Source organism: Escherichia sp. 93.1518, assembly GCF_013368915.2.
GTDB lineage: Bacteria > Pseudomonadota > Gammaproteobacteria > Enterobacterales > Enterobacteriaceae > Escherichia > Escherichia ruysiae.
Genome location: NZ_JABWMT020000006.1, coordinates 80,982 through 96,708, shown reverse-complemented (window position 1 = coordinate 96,708; position 15,727 = coordinate 80,982). Strand labels below are relative to the sequence as shown.

General features: G+C 55.2%; 11 protein-coding genes. 2 read left to right on the top strand and 9 right to left on the bottom strand.

Features of this window, described 5'->3' with window-relative positions:
- Positions 1–56 precede the first annotated feature (56 nt).
- The 6 genes from rluA to araB form a co-directional block, all read right to left on the bottom strand.
- Positions 57–716 carry a bifunctional tRNA pseudouridine(32) synthase/23S rRNA pseudouridine(746) synthase RluA gene (rluA, locus tag HEN21_RS06355; protein ID WP_000525168.1) on the bottom strand — a complete coding sequence of 220 codons (660 nt, stop codon included), beginning with the start codon at positions 714–716 and terminating at the stop codon, positions 57–59.
- Positions 717–727: 11 nt separating this feature from the next.
- Positions 728–3,634 carry an RNA polymerase-associated protein RapA gene (gene rapA, locus HEN21_RS06350; protein WP_176252543.1) on the bottom strand — a complete coding sequence of 969 codons (2,907 nt, stop codon included), beginning with the start codon at positions 3,632–3,634 and terminating at the stop codon, positions 728–730.
- 164 nt (positions 3,635–3,798) lie between these two features.
- Complete coding sequence (gene polB, locus HEN21_RS06345) at positions 3,799–6,150, bottom strand: DNA polymerase II (RefSeq protein WP_176252542.1); 2,352 nt, start codon at positions 6,148–6,150, stop codon at positions 3,799–3,801.
- A gap of 74 nt (positions 6,151–6,224) precedes the next feature.
- A complete protein-coding gene (gene araD, locus HEN21_RS06340) occupies positions 6,225–6,920 on the bottom strand; it encodes an L-ribulose-5-phosphate 4-epimerase (RefSeq protein WP_176252541.1) in 696 nt (231 codons plus the stop codon).
- A 168-nt stretch (positions 6,921–7,088) separates the two neighbouring features.
- Entirely contained in the window at positions 7,089–8,591 is a 1,503-nt protein-coding gene (gene araA, locus HEN21_RS06335) for an L-arabinose isomerase (RefSeq protein WP_176252540.1), read from the bottom strand.
- Between the two features lie 10 nt (positions 8,592–8,601).
- A complete protein-coding gene (gene araB, locus HEN21_RS06330) occupies positions 8,602–10,302 on the bottom strand; it encodes a ribulokinase (RefSeq protein ID WP_105287008.1) in 1,701 nt (566 codons plus the stop codon).
- Positions 10,303–10,640: 338 nt separating this feature from the next.
- On the opposite strand from araB, the gene araC reads away from it, so the two are divergent.
- A complete protein-coding gene (araC, locus tag HEN21_RS06325) occupies positions 10,641–11,519 on the top strand; it encodes an arabinose operon transcriptional regulator AraC (RefSeq protein ID WP_016159393.1) in 879 nt (292 codons plus the stop codon).
- A gap of 85 nt (positions 11,520–11,604) precedes the next feature.
- Positions 11,605–12,369, top strand: a complete 765-nt coding sequence (locus HEN21_RS06320) for a DedA family protein (protein WP_176252539.1) — start codon at positions 11,605–11,607, stop codon at positions 12,367–12,369.
- A gap of 81 nt (positions 12,370–12,450) precedes the next feature.
- Here the strand turns inward: HEN21_RS06320 and thiQ are convergent, their stop codons facing one another.
- The 3 genes from thiQ to thiB are packed head-to-tail and all read right to left on the bottom strand — an operon-like array spanning position 12,451 to position 15,702.
- Positions 12,451–13,149, bottom strand: coding sequence for a thiamine ABC transporter ATP-binding protein ThiQ (gene thiQ / locus HEN21_RS06315; protein ID WP_176252538.1), 699 nt, complete (start codon positions 13,147–13,149; stop codon positions 12,451–12,453).
- Positions 13,133–14,743, bottom strand: a complete 1,611-nt coding sequence (gene thiP, locus HEN21_RS06310; RefSeq protein WP_176252537.1) for a thiamine/thiamine pyrophosphate ABC transporter permease ThiP — start codon at positions 14,741–14,743, stop codon at positions 13,133–13,135. The genes thiQ and thiP overlap by 17 nt, the downstream gene beginning before the upstream one ends.
- A complete protein-coding gene (thiB, locus tag HEN21_RS06305) occupies positions 14,719–15,702 on the bottom strand; it encodes a thiamine ABC transporter substrate binding subunit (protein WP_176252536.1) in 984 nt (327 codons plus the stop codon). The genes thiP and thiB overlap by 25 nt, the downstream gene beginning before the upstream one ends.
- Between the last annotated feature and the right edge of the window lie 25 nt (positions 15,703–15,727).

Sequence of the window (15,727 nt, the reverse complement as noted above, 5' to 3'; positions counted from 1 at the left end):
GGCCGGATGCGGCGTGAACGCCTTATCCGGCCTACCGAACTGCACCAGCGTGACTATTAAAAATCCGCAGGCGCCTTAAACGTCATACTATTGCCATATGCCGGATGGGTAATCGTCAACATCTCTGCATGTAGCAGCAAACGCGGTGCCATCGCCCTGGCTTCTGGTGAAGCATAAAAACGATCGCCGAGAATCGGATGACCCAGCGCCAGCATATGCACACGTAGCTGATGCGAACGTCCGGTAACCGGCTTTAACACCACTCTTGCCGTGTTATCCGCCGCATAATCCACCACTTCATATTCCGTCTGCGCAGGCTTACCCGTTTCGTAACAGACTTTCTGTTTCGGGCGGTTTGGCCAGTCGCAAATCAATGGCAGATCTATCAGACCTTCGGCGGGGGATGGATGCCCCCAGACGCGAGCCACATACTGCTTTTTCGGCTCGCGCTCGCGGAACTGGCGTTTTAATTCCCGTTCCGCCGCTTTGGTCAGCGCCACTACAATCACGCCGCTGGTGGCCATATCCAGACGATGCACCGATTCTGCCTGCGGATAATCACGCTGAATGCGCGTCATCACGCTGTCTTTGTGCTCTTCCAGACGCCCCGGCACAGACAACAAACCGCTCGGCTTGTTGACCACCATAATGTGGTCATCCTGATACAGGATAACCAGCCAGGGTTCCTGCGGTGGATTGTAGTTTTCCATCCCCATTTTCGACTCCGTTACTGATGCGTCACAACGATTAAACGCAGGGCATCCAGACGCCAGCCTGCCTGATCCAGGCTTTCCATCACCTGCTGACGGTTGCTCTCAATGGCGGTCAACTCGTCGTCACGAATGTTCGGGTTCACCGCGCGCAGAGCTTCCAGACGCGACAGTTCCGCAGACAGTTTTTCGTCAGCTTCGTTACGCGCCGCATCAATCAGTGCACGAGCAGACTTCTCAATCTGCGCTTCACCCAGTTGCAGGATAGCGTGAACCTCTTGCTGGACGGCGTTAACCAGCTTGCTACCGGTGTGGCGATTCACTGCGTTAAGCTGACGGTTAAAGGTTTCAAACTCTACCTGCGCCGCCAGGTTGTTGCCGTTTTTATCCAACAGCATACGTACCGGCGTCGGCGGCAGGAAGCGGTTAAGCTGCAACTGCTTCGGCGCTTGTGCTTCAACCACGTAAATCAGCTCCACCAACAGCGTACCTACCGGCAACGCTTTGTTTTTCAACAGTGAAATCGTACTGCTACCGGTATCGCCAGAAAGGATCAGATCCAGACCGTTGCGGATCAGCGGATGTTCCCAGGTAATAAACTGCGCATCTTCACGCGCCAGCGCCACTTCACGATCAAAGGTGATGGTGATGCCATCTTCCGACAGACCCGGGAAGTCCGGCACCAGCATGTGATCGGACGGTGTCAGCACGATCATGTTGTCGCCGCGATCGTCCTGATTGATACCAATAATATCGAACAGATTCATGGCGAAGGCGATCAGGTTGGTATCGTCATCCTGCTCTTCAATGCTTTCTGCCAGTGCCTGGGCTTTTTCGCCACCGTTGGAGTGGATCTCCAGCAGGCGGTCACGCCCCTGCTCCAGCTGTGCTTTCAGGGCTTCATACTGCTCGCGGCAGTTTTTGATCAGCTCATCAAAGCCTTCGGTTTGATCGGGTGAAGCCAGGTAGTTAATCAGATCGTTGTACACGCTATCGTAAATAGTGCGTCCGGTCGGGCAGGTGTGCTCGAAGGCATCAAGACCCTCGTGATACCAGCGCACCAGCACTGACTGAGCGGTTTTTTCCAGATAAGGTACGTGGATCTGAATATCGTGCGCCTGACCGATACGATCCAGACGACCAATACGCTGCTCCAGCAGGTCTGGGTTGAACGGCAGATCGAACATTACCATGTGGCTGGCGAACTGGAAGTTACGCCCTTCAGAACCGATTTCCGAGCACAGCAGCACTTGTGCGCCGGTATCTTCTTCAGCGAACCATGCGGCTGCGCGGTCACGTTCGATAATCGACATGCCTTCGTGGAACACCGCTGCGCGAATACCTTCACGCTCGCGCAGCACCTGCTCCAGTTGCAGCGCGGTGGCGGCTTTAGCGCAGATCACCAGCACTTTCTGAGAGCGATGGCTGGTCAGGTAGCCCATCAGCCACTCAACGCGCGGATCGAAGTTCCACCAGGTGGCGTTATCACCTTCAAATTCCTGATAAATACGCTCCGGGTAGAGCATATCGCGGGCGCGGTCTTCCGCACTTTTACGTGCGCCCATGATGCCGGAGACTTTAATAGCCGTCTGATATTGCGTCGGCAGCGGCAGTTTAATAGTGTGTAGCTCGCGTTTCGGGAAGCCTTTCACACCGTTACGGGTGTTACGGAACAGCACGCGGCTGGTGCCGTGGCGATCCATCAGCATCGAAACCAGCTCCTGACGGGCGCTCTGGGCATCTTCGCTGTCGCTGTTTGCTGCTTGCAACAGCGGCTCGATATCCTGCTCGCCGATCATCTCGCCAAGCATGTTCAGTTCGTCATTGCTCAGTTTGTTACCTGCCAGCAGCATGGCAACGGCGTCCGCAACCGGACGATAATTTTTCTGCTCTTCAACGAATTGCGCAAAATCGTGGAAACGGTTCGGGTCCAGCAGACGCAGACGGGCGAAGTGGCTTTCCATCCCCAGCTGTTCCGGGGTTGCGGTCAGCAGCAGAACGCCAGGCACATGCTCTGCCAGTTGTTCAATGGCCTGATATTCACGGCTCGGCGCATCTTCGCTCCACACCAGGTGATGCGCTTCATCGACCACCAGCAGGTCCCACTCGGCTTCACAGAGATGTTCCAGACGCTGTTTGCTACGACGGGCAAAATCCAGCGAGCAAATCACCAGCTGTTCGGTATCGAACGGGTTGTAAGCATCGTGCTGAGCTTCGGCATAACGCTCATCATCAAACAGAGCAAAACGTAGGTTGAAACGGCGCAGCATTTCTACCAGCCACTGATGCTGTAAGGTTTCCGGGACGATAATCAGCACACGTTCAGCAGCGCCAGAGAGCAACTGCTGATGCAGGATCATCCCAGCTTCAATGGTTTTCCCTAAACCCACTTCGTCAGCCAGCAGAACGCGCGGCGCGTGGCGGCGACCAACATCATGAGCGATGTTGAGCTGGTGCGGGATCAGACTGGTACGCTGACCGCGCAGGCCGCTGTACGGCATACGGAACTGTTCGCTGGAATACTTACGTGCGCGATAACGCAGCGCAAAGCGATCCATACGGTCGATCTGCCCGGCAAACAGGCGGTCTTGCGGTTTGCTGAACACCAGTTTGCTATCAAGGAAAACTTCGCGCAGGGGCACGCCGGCTTCTTCAGTATCCAGGCGAGTACCGATATAGGTCAGCAAGCCATTTTCTTCTTTTACTTCTTCGACTTGCATCTGCCAGCCGTCATGGCTGGTAATGGTATCACCAGGGTTGAACATCACGCGGGTCACGGGGGAATCACTGCGTGCGTACAGACGGTTTTCACCAGTAGATGGGAAAAGCAGAGTGACAGTTCGCGCATCCACCGCGACAACGGTTCCAAGTCCCAATTCGCTTTCTGTATCGCTGATCCAGCGTTGACCAAGTGTAAAAGGCATATGTGTTCGGCTCTATATCTTTAATTGCAGGCAATAACTACCCGCTACCGGGCTTATGTGGTAGTGGCGTTATTCAGGTCCAGGAATGGAAAGGGCGCTATGGTACTGGATGGCAAAGGATTCGTCACGCATCAAAATGGTATCTGGCGAACTCTTTTTTTTGCTCAAAATAGCCCAAGTTGCCCGGTCATAAGTGTAGCAAAATTATCCTCAATAAAGGGGAGTATTCCTTCCGCCACCGGTTGAAGCTGGCGAGTCAGATAGTGTTCGTAATCCAGCGGTGAACGTTGATAGTCCAGCGGCTCCGGGCCGTTAGTGGTCCAGACATATTTAATGGTGCCTCGGTTCTGATATTGCAAGGGGCGTCCGCGCTTTTGGTTTTCTTCATCGGCAAGGCGAGCGGCGCGTACATGAGGCGGCACATTACGCTGATATTCGCTCAGTGGGCGGCGTAGCCGTTTGCGGTAAACCAGCCGTGCATCCAGTTCACCTGCCATCAGTTTGTCGATGGTCTCGCGGATATAATCCTGATATGGCTCGTTGCGAAAGATGCGCAAATACAGCTCCTGCTGAAACTGCTGAGCCAGTGGCGTCCAGTCGGTACGCACGGTTTCCAGCCCTTTAAACACCATCCGCTGCTTGTCGCCCTCCTGAATCAGCCCGGCATAACGCTTTTTACTGCCGGTATCGGCTCCGCGAATAGTTGGCATCAGAAAACGGCAGAAATGAGTTTCATACTCCAGTTCCAGCGCACTGGTCAGCCGTTGTTTTTGCAGCGTTTCCGCCCACCAGGCGTTAACGTGCTGCACCAGTGCACGACCGATTTTCGCCGCTTCTTCTTCGCAATGTGCGCCTTTCAACCAGACAAACGTTGAGTCGGTATCGCCATAGATCACGTCATAGCCTTGCGCTTCAATTAACGCTTTGGTTTGTCGCATGATCTGATGACCGCGCATGGTGATCGAGGACGCCAGGCGCGGATCGAAGAATCGGCAGGCGGTCGTACCAAGCACGCCATAAAAGGCATTCATAATGATTTTCAGTGCCTGCGACAGCGGCTTATTGCCCTGACGTTTGGCTTCATCGCGGCCGTGCCAGATGTTAGTTACGATCTCTGGCAGGCAATGTTTTTCCCGCGAGAACCAGGCTTCGAGAAAACCTTCCGTGCTGTGCTCTGGATCAGGCTGCGCCATGCCTTCCACCAGCCCGACGGGATCAATCAGAAAGGTGCGGATGATCGATGGGTACAGGCTTTTGTAGTCCAGCACCAGCACCGAATCATACAGCCCTGGTCGCGAATCCATCACGTAGCCGCCAGGGCTGGCGTGTGGTGGAACTTCGCCGAGATTGGGCGCGACATATCCGGCGCGATGCATTCGCGGGAAATAGAGATGACCAAACGCCGCCACCGAACCACCGTGGCGGTCTACCGGCAGGCCGTTAACCGTCGCCCGTTCGAGCAAAAATGGCATGATTTCAGTTTTATGGAAGATCTGCGTTACCAGTTCGCAATCTTTCAGGTTATAAGTCGCTAGTGCGGGCTTATCTTCGGCGAAACGGCGGTCAATTTCGTCCATCCGATCCCACGGGTTATCGATAGATTTTCCTTCGCCTAACAATTCCTGGGCGACGGTTTCCAGCGAGAATGAAGAGAAATTCCAGAACGCGGATTTCAGCGCCTCGATACCGTCGATAATCAGTCGCCCTTTGGCCTGGGCAAAAAAAACACCGTTTTTAAAACCGTGCTCGCGCCACTCCAGCTCGCTGTTATCGCGCCCCAGACGCAGCGGAATGCGGTAACGCTCGGCATGTTTTTGCAGCATTCGCAGATCAAACTGCACCACGTTCCAGCCGATGATCACATCGGGATCGTGGTTTGCAAACCAGGCGTTAAGTTTTTCCAGTAGCTGTGGGCGACTGGCGACGTACTCCAGTTCGAAATCAAGTGAGGAAGCGTCGCCATTCTCTGGCCCCAGCATATAAACGATGCGCTGCCCACAGCCTTCCAGGCCGATGCAGTACAGCTCACCGTGGCGGGTAGTTTCAATATCTATAGAGACCCACTTGAGCGGCGGGCGGTAGTCGGGATGCGGTTTCAGACGGGCATTAACGATAGCGCCATCACGCAAATCACCCTCGACCCACACCGGAGCGGTAATAAACCGCTCCATCAGATAGCGTTCAGGCGGGCGCACATCGGCCTCGTAAACGGTAACGCCACTTTCACGCAGGCGCTTCTCGTAATTCATCAACTGGCGATGGGCGCGACAGTAAAGGCCATACACCGGCTGGCGGTGAAAATCCTTTAAAGCCAGCGGCGTCAGGCGAAAACCTTGCTCACCACGTAAAATTTGCTGAGCGCGGGGAATGTGATCGGCAGGAATAAACGCCACGGACTCTTGCGGCGCAAGCGTAACCTGCAACGGCCCGTTGTCCGTCGCTAACCAAAAGGAAACTTCGGTTCCTTGCGGGGTATCCCGCCAGTGTCGGGTTAAGATAAAACCTGCCTGCGCCACGCTGAAAATCCAATAAAAAACCAGGCTTGAGTATAGCCTGGTTTTGGTTGACTGGCTGTGGTTTTATACAGTCATTACTGGCCGTAATAGGCTTTTGCGCCATGCTTACGCAGATAGTGCTTATCCAGCAACGTTTGTTGCATATCCGGTAACTGCGGCGCTAACTGGCGGCAGAAAATCCCCATATAAGCGACTTCTTCCAGCACGATGGCGTTGTGCACCGCATCTTCGGCATTTTTACCCCACGCAAATGGACCGTGAGAATGCACCAGTACGCCTGGCATTTGCGCCGCGTCGATCCCCTGTTTTTTGAAAGTTTCAACGATGACGTTACCGGTTTCCCACTCATATTCGCCGTTGATTTCCGCATCGGTCATTTTACGCGTACAGGGAATGGTGCCGTAGAAATAGTCGGCGTGGGTGGTGCCGGTTACCGGAATCGACTGACCTGCCTGCGCCCAGATGGTGGCGTGGCGGGAGTGCGTATGCACAATGCCGCCAATGGACGGGAATGCCTGATAGAGCAACCGGTGAGTTGGCGTGTCGGAGGAGGGCTTTTTCTTGCCTTCAACCACTTCACCGGTTGCGATACTGACCACGACCATATCGTCGGCGGTCATGGTGCTGTAATCGACGCCGGAAGGTTTGATCACAAAGACGCCGCGCTCGCGATCAACGGCGCTGACGTTGCCCCAGGTCAGCGTGACCAGGTTGTGTTTTGGCAGCGCCAGATTGGCTTCTAATACCTGACGTTTGAGATCTTCTAACATGTTAACTCCAGAGAGGTCATTTCCCCTCACCCCGACCCTCTCCCCAAAGGGGCGAGGGGGAAAAGAATGCCGGATGCGCTTTGCTTATCCGGCCTACAAAATCGCAGCGTGTAGGCCTGAGAAGACGCGCCAGCGTCGCATCGGGCGCTGAATGCCCGATGCGGCTAATTAGCGACGAAATCCGTAATACACTTCGTTCCAGCGCAGCGCGTCTTTAAACGCTGGCAGGCGGGTGTCGTTATCAATCACCGTGATTTCAATGTCGTGCATCTCGGCAAACTGGCGCATATCGTTCAGGTTCAGCGCATGGCTGAAAACGGTATGGTGCGCGCCACCAGCAAGGATCCACGCTTCGGAAGCAGTTGGCAGATCCGGCTGTGCTTTCCACAACGCATTCGCTACCGGCAGTTTCGGCAGGGAGTGCGGGGTTTTCACCGTGTCGATGCAGTTAACCAGCAGACGATAACGATCGCCGAGATCAATCAGGCTGGCGACAATGGCCGGACCGGTTTGGGTGTTGAAGATCAGGCGGGCAGGATCGTCTTTACCACCAATACCGAGATGCTGAACGTCGAGGATCGGTTTCTCTTCTACGGCGATCGACGGGCAGACTTCCAGCATGTGGGAGCCGAGCACCATGTCATTACCTTTCTCGAAGTGATAGGTGTAGTCCTCCATAAAGGAAGTGCCGCCCTGCAGACCGGTTGACATCACCTTCATGATGCGAAGCAGGGCGGCAGTTTTCCAGTCGCCTTCGCCCGCAAAGCCGTAGCCCTGCTGCATCAGACGCTGTACGGCCAGACCAGGAAGCTGTTTCAGACCGTGCAAATCTTCAAAGGTGGTGGTGAACGCGTGGAAGCCACCTTGTTCCAGGAAACGCTTCATCCCCAGCTCAATACGTGCCGCTTCCAGCACGTTCTGCCGTTTTTCGCCGTGGATTTGTGTGGCAGGCGTCATGATGTAGCTGCTTTCATACTCATCGACCAGCGCGTTAACATCGCCATCGCTGATGGAGTTCACCACCTGCACCAGATCGCCAACCGCCCAGGTATTCACCGAGAAACCGAACTTGATCTGTGCGGCAACTTTATCGCCGTCAGTGACCGCCACTTCACGCATGTTATCGCCAAAACGGCAGACTTTCAGATGACGCGTATCCTGTTTAGAGACCGCCTGGCGCATCCAGGAGCCGATACGCTCATGCGCTTGTTTATCCTGCCAGTGACCGGTAACGACGGCATGTTGCTGACGCATACGCGCGCCGATGAAGCCGAACTCGCGGCCGCCGTGCGCGGTCTGGTTCAGGTTCATAAAGTCCATATCGATACTGTCCCACGGCAGCGCCGCGTTAAACTGGGTGTGGAATTGCAGCAACGGTTTGTTGAGCATGGTCAGGCCGTTGATCCACATTTTTGCCGGGGAGAAAGTGTGCAGCCACACCACCAGACCGGCGCAACGATCGTCGTAATTGGCGTCGCGGCAAATAGCAGTGATTTCATCCGGCGTGGTACCCAGCGGTTTCAGCACCAGTTTGCAGGGCAGTTTCGCTTCTGTATTCAGCGCATTAACAACGTGCTCGGCATGTTGGGTGACCTGACGCAGGGTTTCCGGGCCATACAGATGCTGGCTACCAATGACAAACCACACTTCATAATTATCAAAAATCGTCATTTTCGTGTCCTTATAGAGTCGGAACGGCCTGGGCAGCCTGTGCCGGGGCGGAAGTTGGAAGATAGTGTTGTTCGGCGCTCATCGCCCATTGCTGATAGCGGCGATAAAGCTGTTCAAAGCGTTGTGCCTGTTCGCTGCGCGGTTGTAGGGTTTTCTCTACCGCACTGGCCATTTTTTGCTGTGCTGATGGGATGTCTGCGTGTACTTTCGCGGCGACGGCAGCGAAAATTGCCGCACCGAGCGCACAGCACTGGTCAGAGGCTACAATTTGCAGCGGGCGATTCAGCACGTCGCAGCAGGCCTGCATAATGACCTGGTTTTTCCGCGCGATGCCGCCCAGCGCCATCACGTTATTGACGGCGATTCCCTGATCGGTGAAGCACTCCATGATTGCGCGTGCGCCAAAGGCGGTGGCGGCAATCAAACCGCCGAACAGCAGCGGAGCGTCGGTAGCGAGGTTCAGATCTGTAATCACCCCTTTCAGGCGTTGGTTCGCGTTCGGTGTGCGACGACCGTTAAACCAGTCGAGCACCACCGGCAGGTGATCCAGAGAAGGATTTTTGGCCCACGCCTCGGTCAGCGCCGGAAGCAGTTGTTTTTGGCTGGCGTTGATTTGCTCTTTCAGTTCCGGATATTGGGCGGCGAGCTGTTCCAGAGGCCAGCCGAGTACGCGACCAAACCAGGCGTAGATATCACCAAATGCCGATTGACCTGCTTCCAGACCGATAAATCCAGGCACCACGCTGCCATCAACCTGGCCGCAAATGCCTTTCACCGCGCGTTCGCCGACGCTGTGTTTGTCGGCAATCAGAATGTCGCAGGTGGAAGTGCCGATAACTTTTACCAGCGTGTTAGGCTGTGCACCCGCGCCGACCGCGCCCATATGGCAGTCAAACGCGCCGCCGGAAATCACTACACTTTCAGGCAAACCGAGACGCTGCGCCCATTCCGGGCATAAGGTGCCCACCGGAATATCGGCAGTCCAGGTGTCAGTGAACAACGGGGAAGGTAAATGACGGTTGAGGATCGGATCCAGCTCATCAAAGAAACTGGCTGGTGGCAGGCCACCCCAGCTTTCATGCCACAGTGATTTATGCCCGGCGCTGCAACGTCCGCGACGAATATCCTGCGGGCGCGTGGTGCCGGAAAGCAGGGCAGGAACCCAGTCGCACAGCTCAATCCACGATGCGGCAGATTGCGCAACGGCGCTGTCCTGACGGGTAACGTGGAGAATTTTCGCCCAGAACCATTCGCTGGAATAAATACCGCCAATATAGCGGGAGTAGTCAACTTTGCCCGGTGTGTGACATAAGCGGGTGATCTCTTCCGCTTCTTCAACCGCTGTGTGGTCTTTCCACAATACGAACATTGCGTTCGGGTTTTCGGCAAACTCCGGGCGCAGCGCCAGCACGTTGCCGTCGGCGTCGATTGGCGCAGGCGTGGAGCCGGTGCTGTCCACGCCAATACCGACCACTTCATCCCGTTGTTCGGCGCTAAGCTCTGCAAGCACGGTTTTCAGCGCCGCTTCCATTGACTCAATGTAGTCACGCGGATGATGACGGAACTGGTTATTCGGGGCATCACAAAATTGCCCTTTCTGCCAACGGGGATACCACTCTACGCTGGTGGCGATCTCTTCACCGGTGGCGCAGTCCACCGCCAAAGCTCGCACAGAATCACTGCCAAAATCGAGGCCAATTGCAATCGCCATCGTTTCACTCCATCCAAAAAAACGGGTATGGAGAAACAGTAGAGAGTTGCGATAAAAACAGTCAGGCAGTATTCGCTAATCTTATGGATAAAAATGCTATTGCATAGCAAAGTGTGACGCCGTGCAAATAATCAATGTGGACTTTTCTGCCGCGATTATAGACACTTTTGTTACGCGTTTTTGTCATGGCTTTCGTCCCTCCTTGTTACAAAATGCTTTTCACAAGCGGGGTTGTCGGTTGGATTAGTGAAGATAGCCCACCAGAGACGCAATGCTGATGATGTTTAATGCAATATGGACAATTGGTTTCTTCTCTGATTGGCGGGAGTATGAAAAGTATGGCTGAAGCGCAAAATGATCCCCTGCTGCCGGGTTACTCGTTTAACGCCCATCTGGTGGCGGGTTTAACGCCGATTGAGGCCAACGGTTATCTCGATTTTTTTATCGACCGACCGCTGGGAATGAAAGGCTATATTCTCAACCTCACCATTCGTGGACAGGGTGTGGTGAAAAATCAGGGACGAGAATTTGTCTGCCGGCCGGGCGATATTTTGCTGTTCCCTCCGGGCGAAATTCATCATTACGGTCGTCATCCGGAGGCTCGTGAATGGTATCACCAGTGGGTTTACTTTCGTCCGCGCGCCTACTGGCACGAATGGCTTAACTGGCCGTCGATATTTGCCAATACCGGTTTCTTTCGCCCGGATGAAGCGCACCAGCCGCATTTCAGCGACTTGTTCGGGCAAATCATTAATGCCGGGCAAGGGGAAGGGCGCTATTCGGAGTTGCTGGCGATAAATCTTCTTGAGCAATTATTACTGCGGCGCATGGAAGCGATAAATGAGTCGCTCCATCCGCCAATGGATAATCGGGTACGCGAGGCTTGTCAGTACATTAGCGATCACCTGGCGGACAGCAATTTTGATATCGCCAGCGTCGCGCAGCATGTTTGCCTGTCGCCGTCGCGTCTGTCGCATTTGTTCCGCCAGCAGTTAGGGATTAGCGTCTTAAGCTGGCGCGAGGATCAACGCATTAGTCAGGCGAAGCTGCTTTTGAGCACCACCCGGATGCCTATCGCCACAGTCGGGCGCAATGTTGGCTTTGATGATCAACTCTATTTCTCGCGGGTATTTAAAAAATGTACCGGGGCGAGTCCGAGTGAGTTCCGTGCCGGTTGTGAAGAAAAAGTGAATGATGTAGCTGTCAGGTTGTCATAACTGGTAACGAATCAGACAATTGATGGCTTGACGGAGTGGCAATGGGTTTGCAGAATCCCTGCTTCGTCCCTTTGACAGGCACATTATGCAAGCATTGCTGGAACACTTTATTACCCAATCCACCGTGTACTCATTGATGGCGGTGTTATTGGTGGCTTTTCTGGAGTCGCTGGCGCTGGTCGGGTTGATTCTACCCGGTACGGTGCTGATGGCGGGGCTGGGGGCGCTGATTGGCAGTGGCGAGTTAAGTTTCTGGCACGCCTGGCTGGCAGGGATCATTGGCTGCCTGATGGGCGACTGGCTCTCCTTCTGGCTGGGCTGGCGTTTTAAAAAGCCGTTGCATCGCTGGTCATTTCTGAAGAAAAACAAAGCACTACTCGATAAAACCGAACATGCGCTGCATCAGCACAGCATGTTCACCATTCTGGTCGGTCGTTTTGTCGGCCCGACGCGTCCGCTGGTGCCAATGGTGGCGGGGATGCTGGATCTGCCGGTGGCGAAATTTATCACGCCAAATATTATCGGCTGTTTGTTGTGGCCGCCGTTTTACTTCCTGCCGGGGATTCTGGCGGGCGCGGCGATTGATATTCCTGCCGGGATGCAGAGCGGTGAGTTTAAGTGGCTGTTGCTGGCGACGGCGGTGTTTTTGTGGGTTGGTGGCTGGCTGTGTTGGCGGTTATGGCGCAGCGGCAAAGCAACTGACCGTTTAAGTCATTATTTGTCGCGTGGTCATTTGTTGTGGCTGACACCGTTGATATCTGCCACTGGCGTGGTGGCGCTGGTGGTGTTAATTCGCCATCCGTTGATGCCGGTGTATATCGATATTTTGCGTAAAGTGGTTGGGGTTTAGGGGATAGTTTGCACCGGCGCTGGTTTGTTCCCCTCACCCTAACCCTCTCCCCAGAGGGGCGAGGGGACTGTACGTGCGCTTTTAACCTTTAATTCCCAACAGAGGCGAAGCACTCGCCTTACCGCTCAACAATTCTTCGGTCTTACCCTGCCAGGCGATACGCCCGTCGGCGACCACCACCGAACGCGTGGCGATCCGCGCCGCATCTTCTACACTGTGCGATACCATCAATAGCGTCATTTTTTGCTGCTGGCAGCTCGTGCTCACCAGCGTCAGCATCTCCTGACGCAGCGCCGGATCGAGCGCAGAGAACGGTTCATCGAGCAATAAAATCGGCTGTTCGCGCACCAGGCAACGCGCTAACGCCACGCGTTGTCGCTGACCGCCGGAAAGCTCGCCCGGTAACCGCGCCATTAAATTATCAATCCCCATCTGGCGGGCGATAGCGTGCATTTTCCCCTGCTGTGCCGCGTTCAGTTTCAATCCCGGATTTAGCCCCAGCCCGATGTTCTGCTCGACCGTCAGGTGGCTGAACAGGTTGTTCTCCTGAAACAGCATCGACACCGGGCGGCGTGACGGCGGCGTCGTGGTGTGATCAACGCCGTCGATAGTCAGCGAACCGCTGGCTGGCGTCAGAAAACCGGCGATCAAATTCAGCAGGGTACTTTTACCCGCGCCGCTTGGCCCGAGGATCGCCACCTGCTCGCCGCGTTCCACCGTTAAGCTAAAACGCATCGGCAAATGGTGGTAAAGCCAGGTGATATCAGTCAGTTTTAACATTTCGCCCCGGTAGTTTTTCAATCACGGTAAACAGCATAAAACAGAGCAGCAGCAGAATTAACGCGGTGACCGCGCCGTCCTGGCTGCGGTATGAGCCAATTTGCTGGTAGAGATAAAACGGCAGGGTGCGGAAATCATCGTTACCGAACAACGCCACTACGCCAAAATCACCAATCGACAGCACGCAGGCAAAGGCCAGCGCCTGCGCCAGTGGGCGTTTCAGGGCGCGCAGTTCCACCACTTTTAAGCGCGACCAGCCTTCAATGCCCAGCGACTGACACAACATGCTGTAGCGAGCGGTAATATCGCGCATCGGGTTTTCCAGCACTTTCAGCGCGTAAGGGATGGCCATTAACGCATTGGTGAAAATCACAATGCCGTCAGCAGATTGCGGCAGGCCAGTAGTGTTGTTGAGCAGCAAAAAGAAACCCGTTGCCAGCACAATACCCGGCATGGCGAGGATTAGCATTCCGCTCATCTCCAGCGCCTGACCCGCCAGTATTTTTTGCCGCGCCCGCAGTTCGCGACTGCTCCATAGCAGCATCATGGTTAGCACCACGCACAATACGCCTGCCGCCAGCGCAATACGCAACGAGGTCCACAGCGCCTGCCACAGCACCGGTTGCGCCAGCACTTCCGGTAGCTGGCGATTTACCCCATCGACGATCACCGCCAGTAACGGTGGCAGCAACAACAGCAGCGCCAACACAATCAACACAGTGTCACAAATGCGGCTGTGCAGACGATCGTCCGGGTCGCGCCAGCCTTGCAGCAGCGTGGTGCCGGGCGCAATGGCCTTACTTAATCGCTGACTCAACAGCACCAGCCCAAGGCAGCAGACCATCTGGATCAGCGCCAGCATCGCCGCGCGGGCGGGATCGTAGTCGTAACTCAGCGCCTGATAGATTGCCAGCTCGATAGTGGTCGCCTGTGGCCCGCCGCCCAGCGATAGCACGGTGGCGAAGCTGGCGAAACAGAGCATAAAGATCAGCGCAGCAACCGGCGGGATTTGTCGCCGTAACCACGGCCATTCGACGAAACGAAAGAAATGCCAGCCGCGCATCCCAAGCTGTGCGGCAAGTTGACGTTGTTCGCCGGGAATGTTTTCCAGTGCCTGGAGTAATAAACGGCTCGCCATCGGCAGATTAAAAAATACGTGCGCCAGCAAAATACCTTGCAGGCCGTAGGGCGAAAAGGTCCATTCCAGACCGAGCGTTTGCCAGAGCGATGCCAGCCAGCCCTGACGACCATAGACGCTAAGAATACCAAAAACGGCGACCAGCACCGGAAGGATCAAGGTCATGGCGCACAGACGCAGCAGCGCCAGGCGTCCAGGAAAGCGCCTGCGATAGAGGGCGCGGGCAAGGAATATCGCGGGTACGACAGAAAGTAGCGCCGAGAGAAACGCCTGCCAGAAGGAGAAGCGCACTACATGCCACAGGTAGCTGTCCTGCCAGACTGCCACCCAGTCACCCTGCGGCGCGTTCCACCACAGGGCGAGAAACGCGGCCAGTGCAACCGCCACCACAAGCGTAGCGGCGCTTACGCCTGGAATTAACCAGCTGGGAATTAACGGCTGACGGCGCGTTGCCATTCGCTAATCCATGCCTGACGTTGTGCCGCCACTTCGGCTGGCGTGAACTCCAGCGTGGTTGCTGGTTTGGTCAATTGTTCAAAACCGGCAGGCAGCGTGACGTTTGCCACCGGATACATCCAGTTGCCGGTTGGGATCGCATTCTGGAAAGCCGGAGAAACCATAAACTGGAGGAATTTTTGCGCCAGCTCCGGCTGCTTGCTGGCAGCGGTGCGGGCGGCAACTTCCACTTGCAGATAGTGACCTTCGCTAAAGTTGGCGGCGGCGTAGTTATCTTTCTTCTCTTCGAGAATGTGATAAGCCGGAGAGGTGGTATAGCTCAATACCAGATCGCTTTCGCCTTTTAAAAACAGGCCATAGGCTTCGCTCCAGCCCTTCGTTACCGTGACGGTTTTCTTCGCCAGTTTCTGCCAGGCCTGCGGGGCGTCATTGCCGTAGACTTTTTGCATCCACAGCAGCAGGCCCAGCCCCGGCGTACTGGTGCGCGGATCCTGATAAATCACCCGCCAGTTCTGATCGCTCTCAACCAGCTCCTTCAGGCTTTGCGGCGGATTTTTCAGTTTGTTCTTGTCATAGACGAAGGCGAAGTAGCCGTAATCAAACGGTACGAAAGTGTCATTATTCCAGCCGCCGGGAACGTTAACGGCATCGGCTGCCACGCCGCTTTTGGCAAACAGTCCGGTTTTGCTGGCGGCGTCTAACAGATTGTTATCCAGCCCCAGCACCACATCGGCTTTACTGTTTTTGCCTTCCATCCGCAGGCGGTTGAGCAGTGAGACACCATCTTCCAGCGCCACCAGTTTCAGTTCGCAATTACAGTCGGCTTCAAAGGCTTTTTTGACCACCGGACCAGGCCCCCAGTCGGCGGCAAAGGAGTCGTAGGTATAAACAGTCAGAACGGGTTTAGCGAAAACGGGCGCTGTGCACAGCAACAGCAGGGGAAGACATTTTTTTAACACTTTGCACCTCAAAAAAGAGTGGCAA

Bases quoted from the DNA above. Each gene is read 5' to 3' on its own strand.
- thiQ (WP_176252538.1), bottom strand. From the start codon at position 13,149: ATGTTAAAACTGACTGATATCACCTGGCTTTACCACCATTTGCCGATG.
- araC (WP_016159393.1), top strand. From the start codon at position 10,641: ATGGCTGAAGCGCAAAATGATCCCCTGCTGCCGGGTTACTCGTTTAAC.
- araB (WP_105287008.1), bottom strand. From the start codon at position 10,302: ATGGCGATTGCAATTGGCCTCGATTTTGGCAGTGATTCTGTGCGAGCT.
- araD (WP_176252541.1), bottom strand. From the start codon at position 6,920: ATGTTAGAAGATCTCAAACGTCAGGTATTAGAAGCCAATCTGGCGCTG.
- rluA (WP_000525168.1), bottom strand. From the start codon at position 716: ATGGGGATGGAAAACTACAATCCACCGCAGGAACCCTGGCTGGTTATC.
- HEN21_RS06320 (WP_176252539.1), top strand. From the start codon at position 11,605: ATGCAAGCATTGCTGGAACACTTTATTACCCAATCCACCGTGTACTCA.
- rapA (WP_176252543.1), bottom strand. From the start codon at position 3,634: ATGCCTTTTACACTTGGTCAACGCTGGATCAGCGATACAGAAAGCGAA.
- araA (WP_176252540.1), bottom strand. From the start codon at position 8,591: ATGACGATTTTTGATAATTATGAAGTGTGGTTTGTCATTGGTAGCCAG.
- thiP (WP_176252537.1), bottom strand. From the start codon at position 14,743: ATGGCAACGCGCCGTCAGCCGTTAATTCCCAGCTGGTTAATTCCAGGC.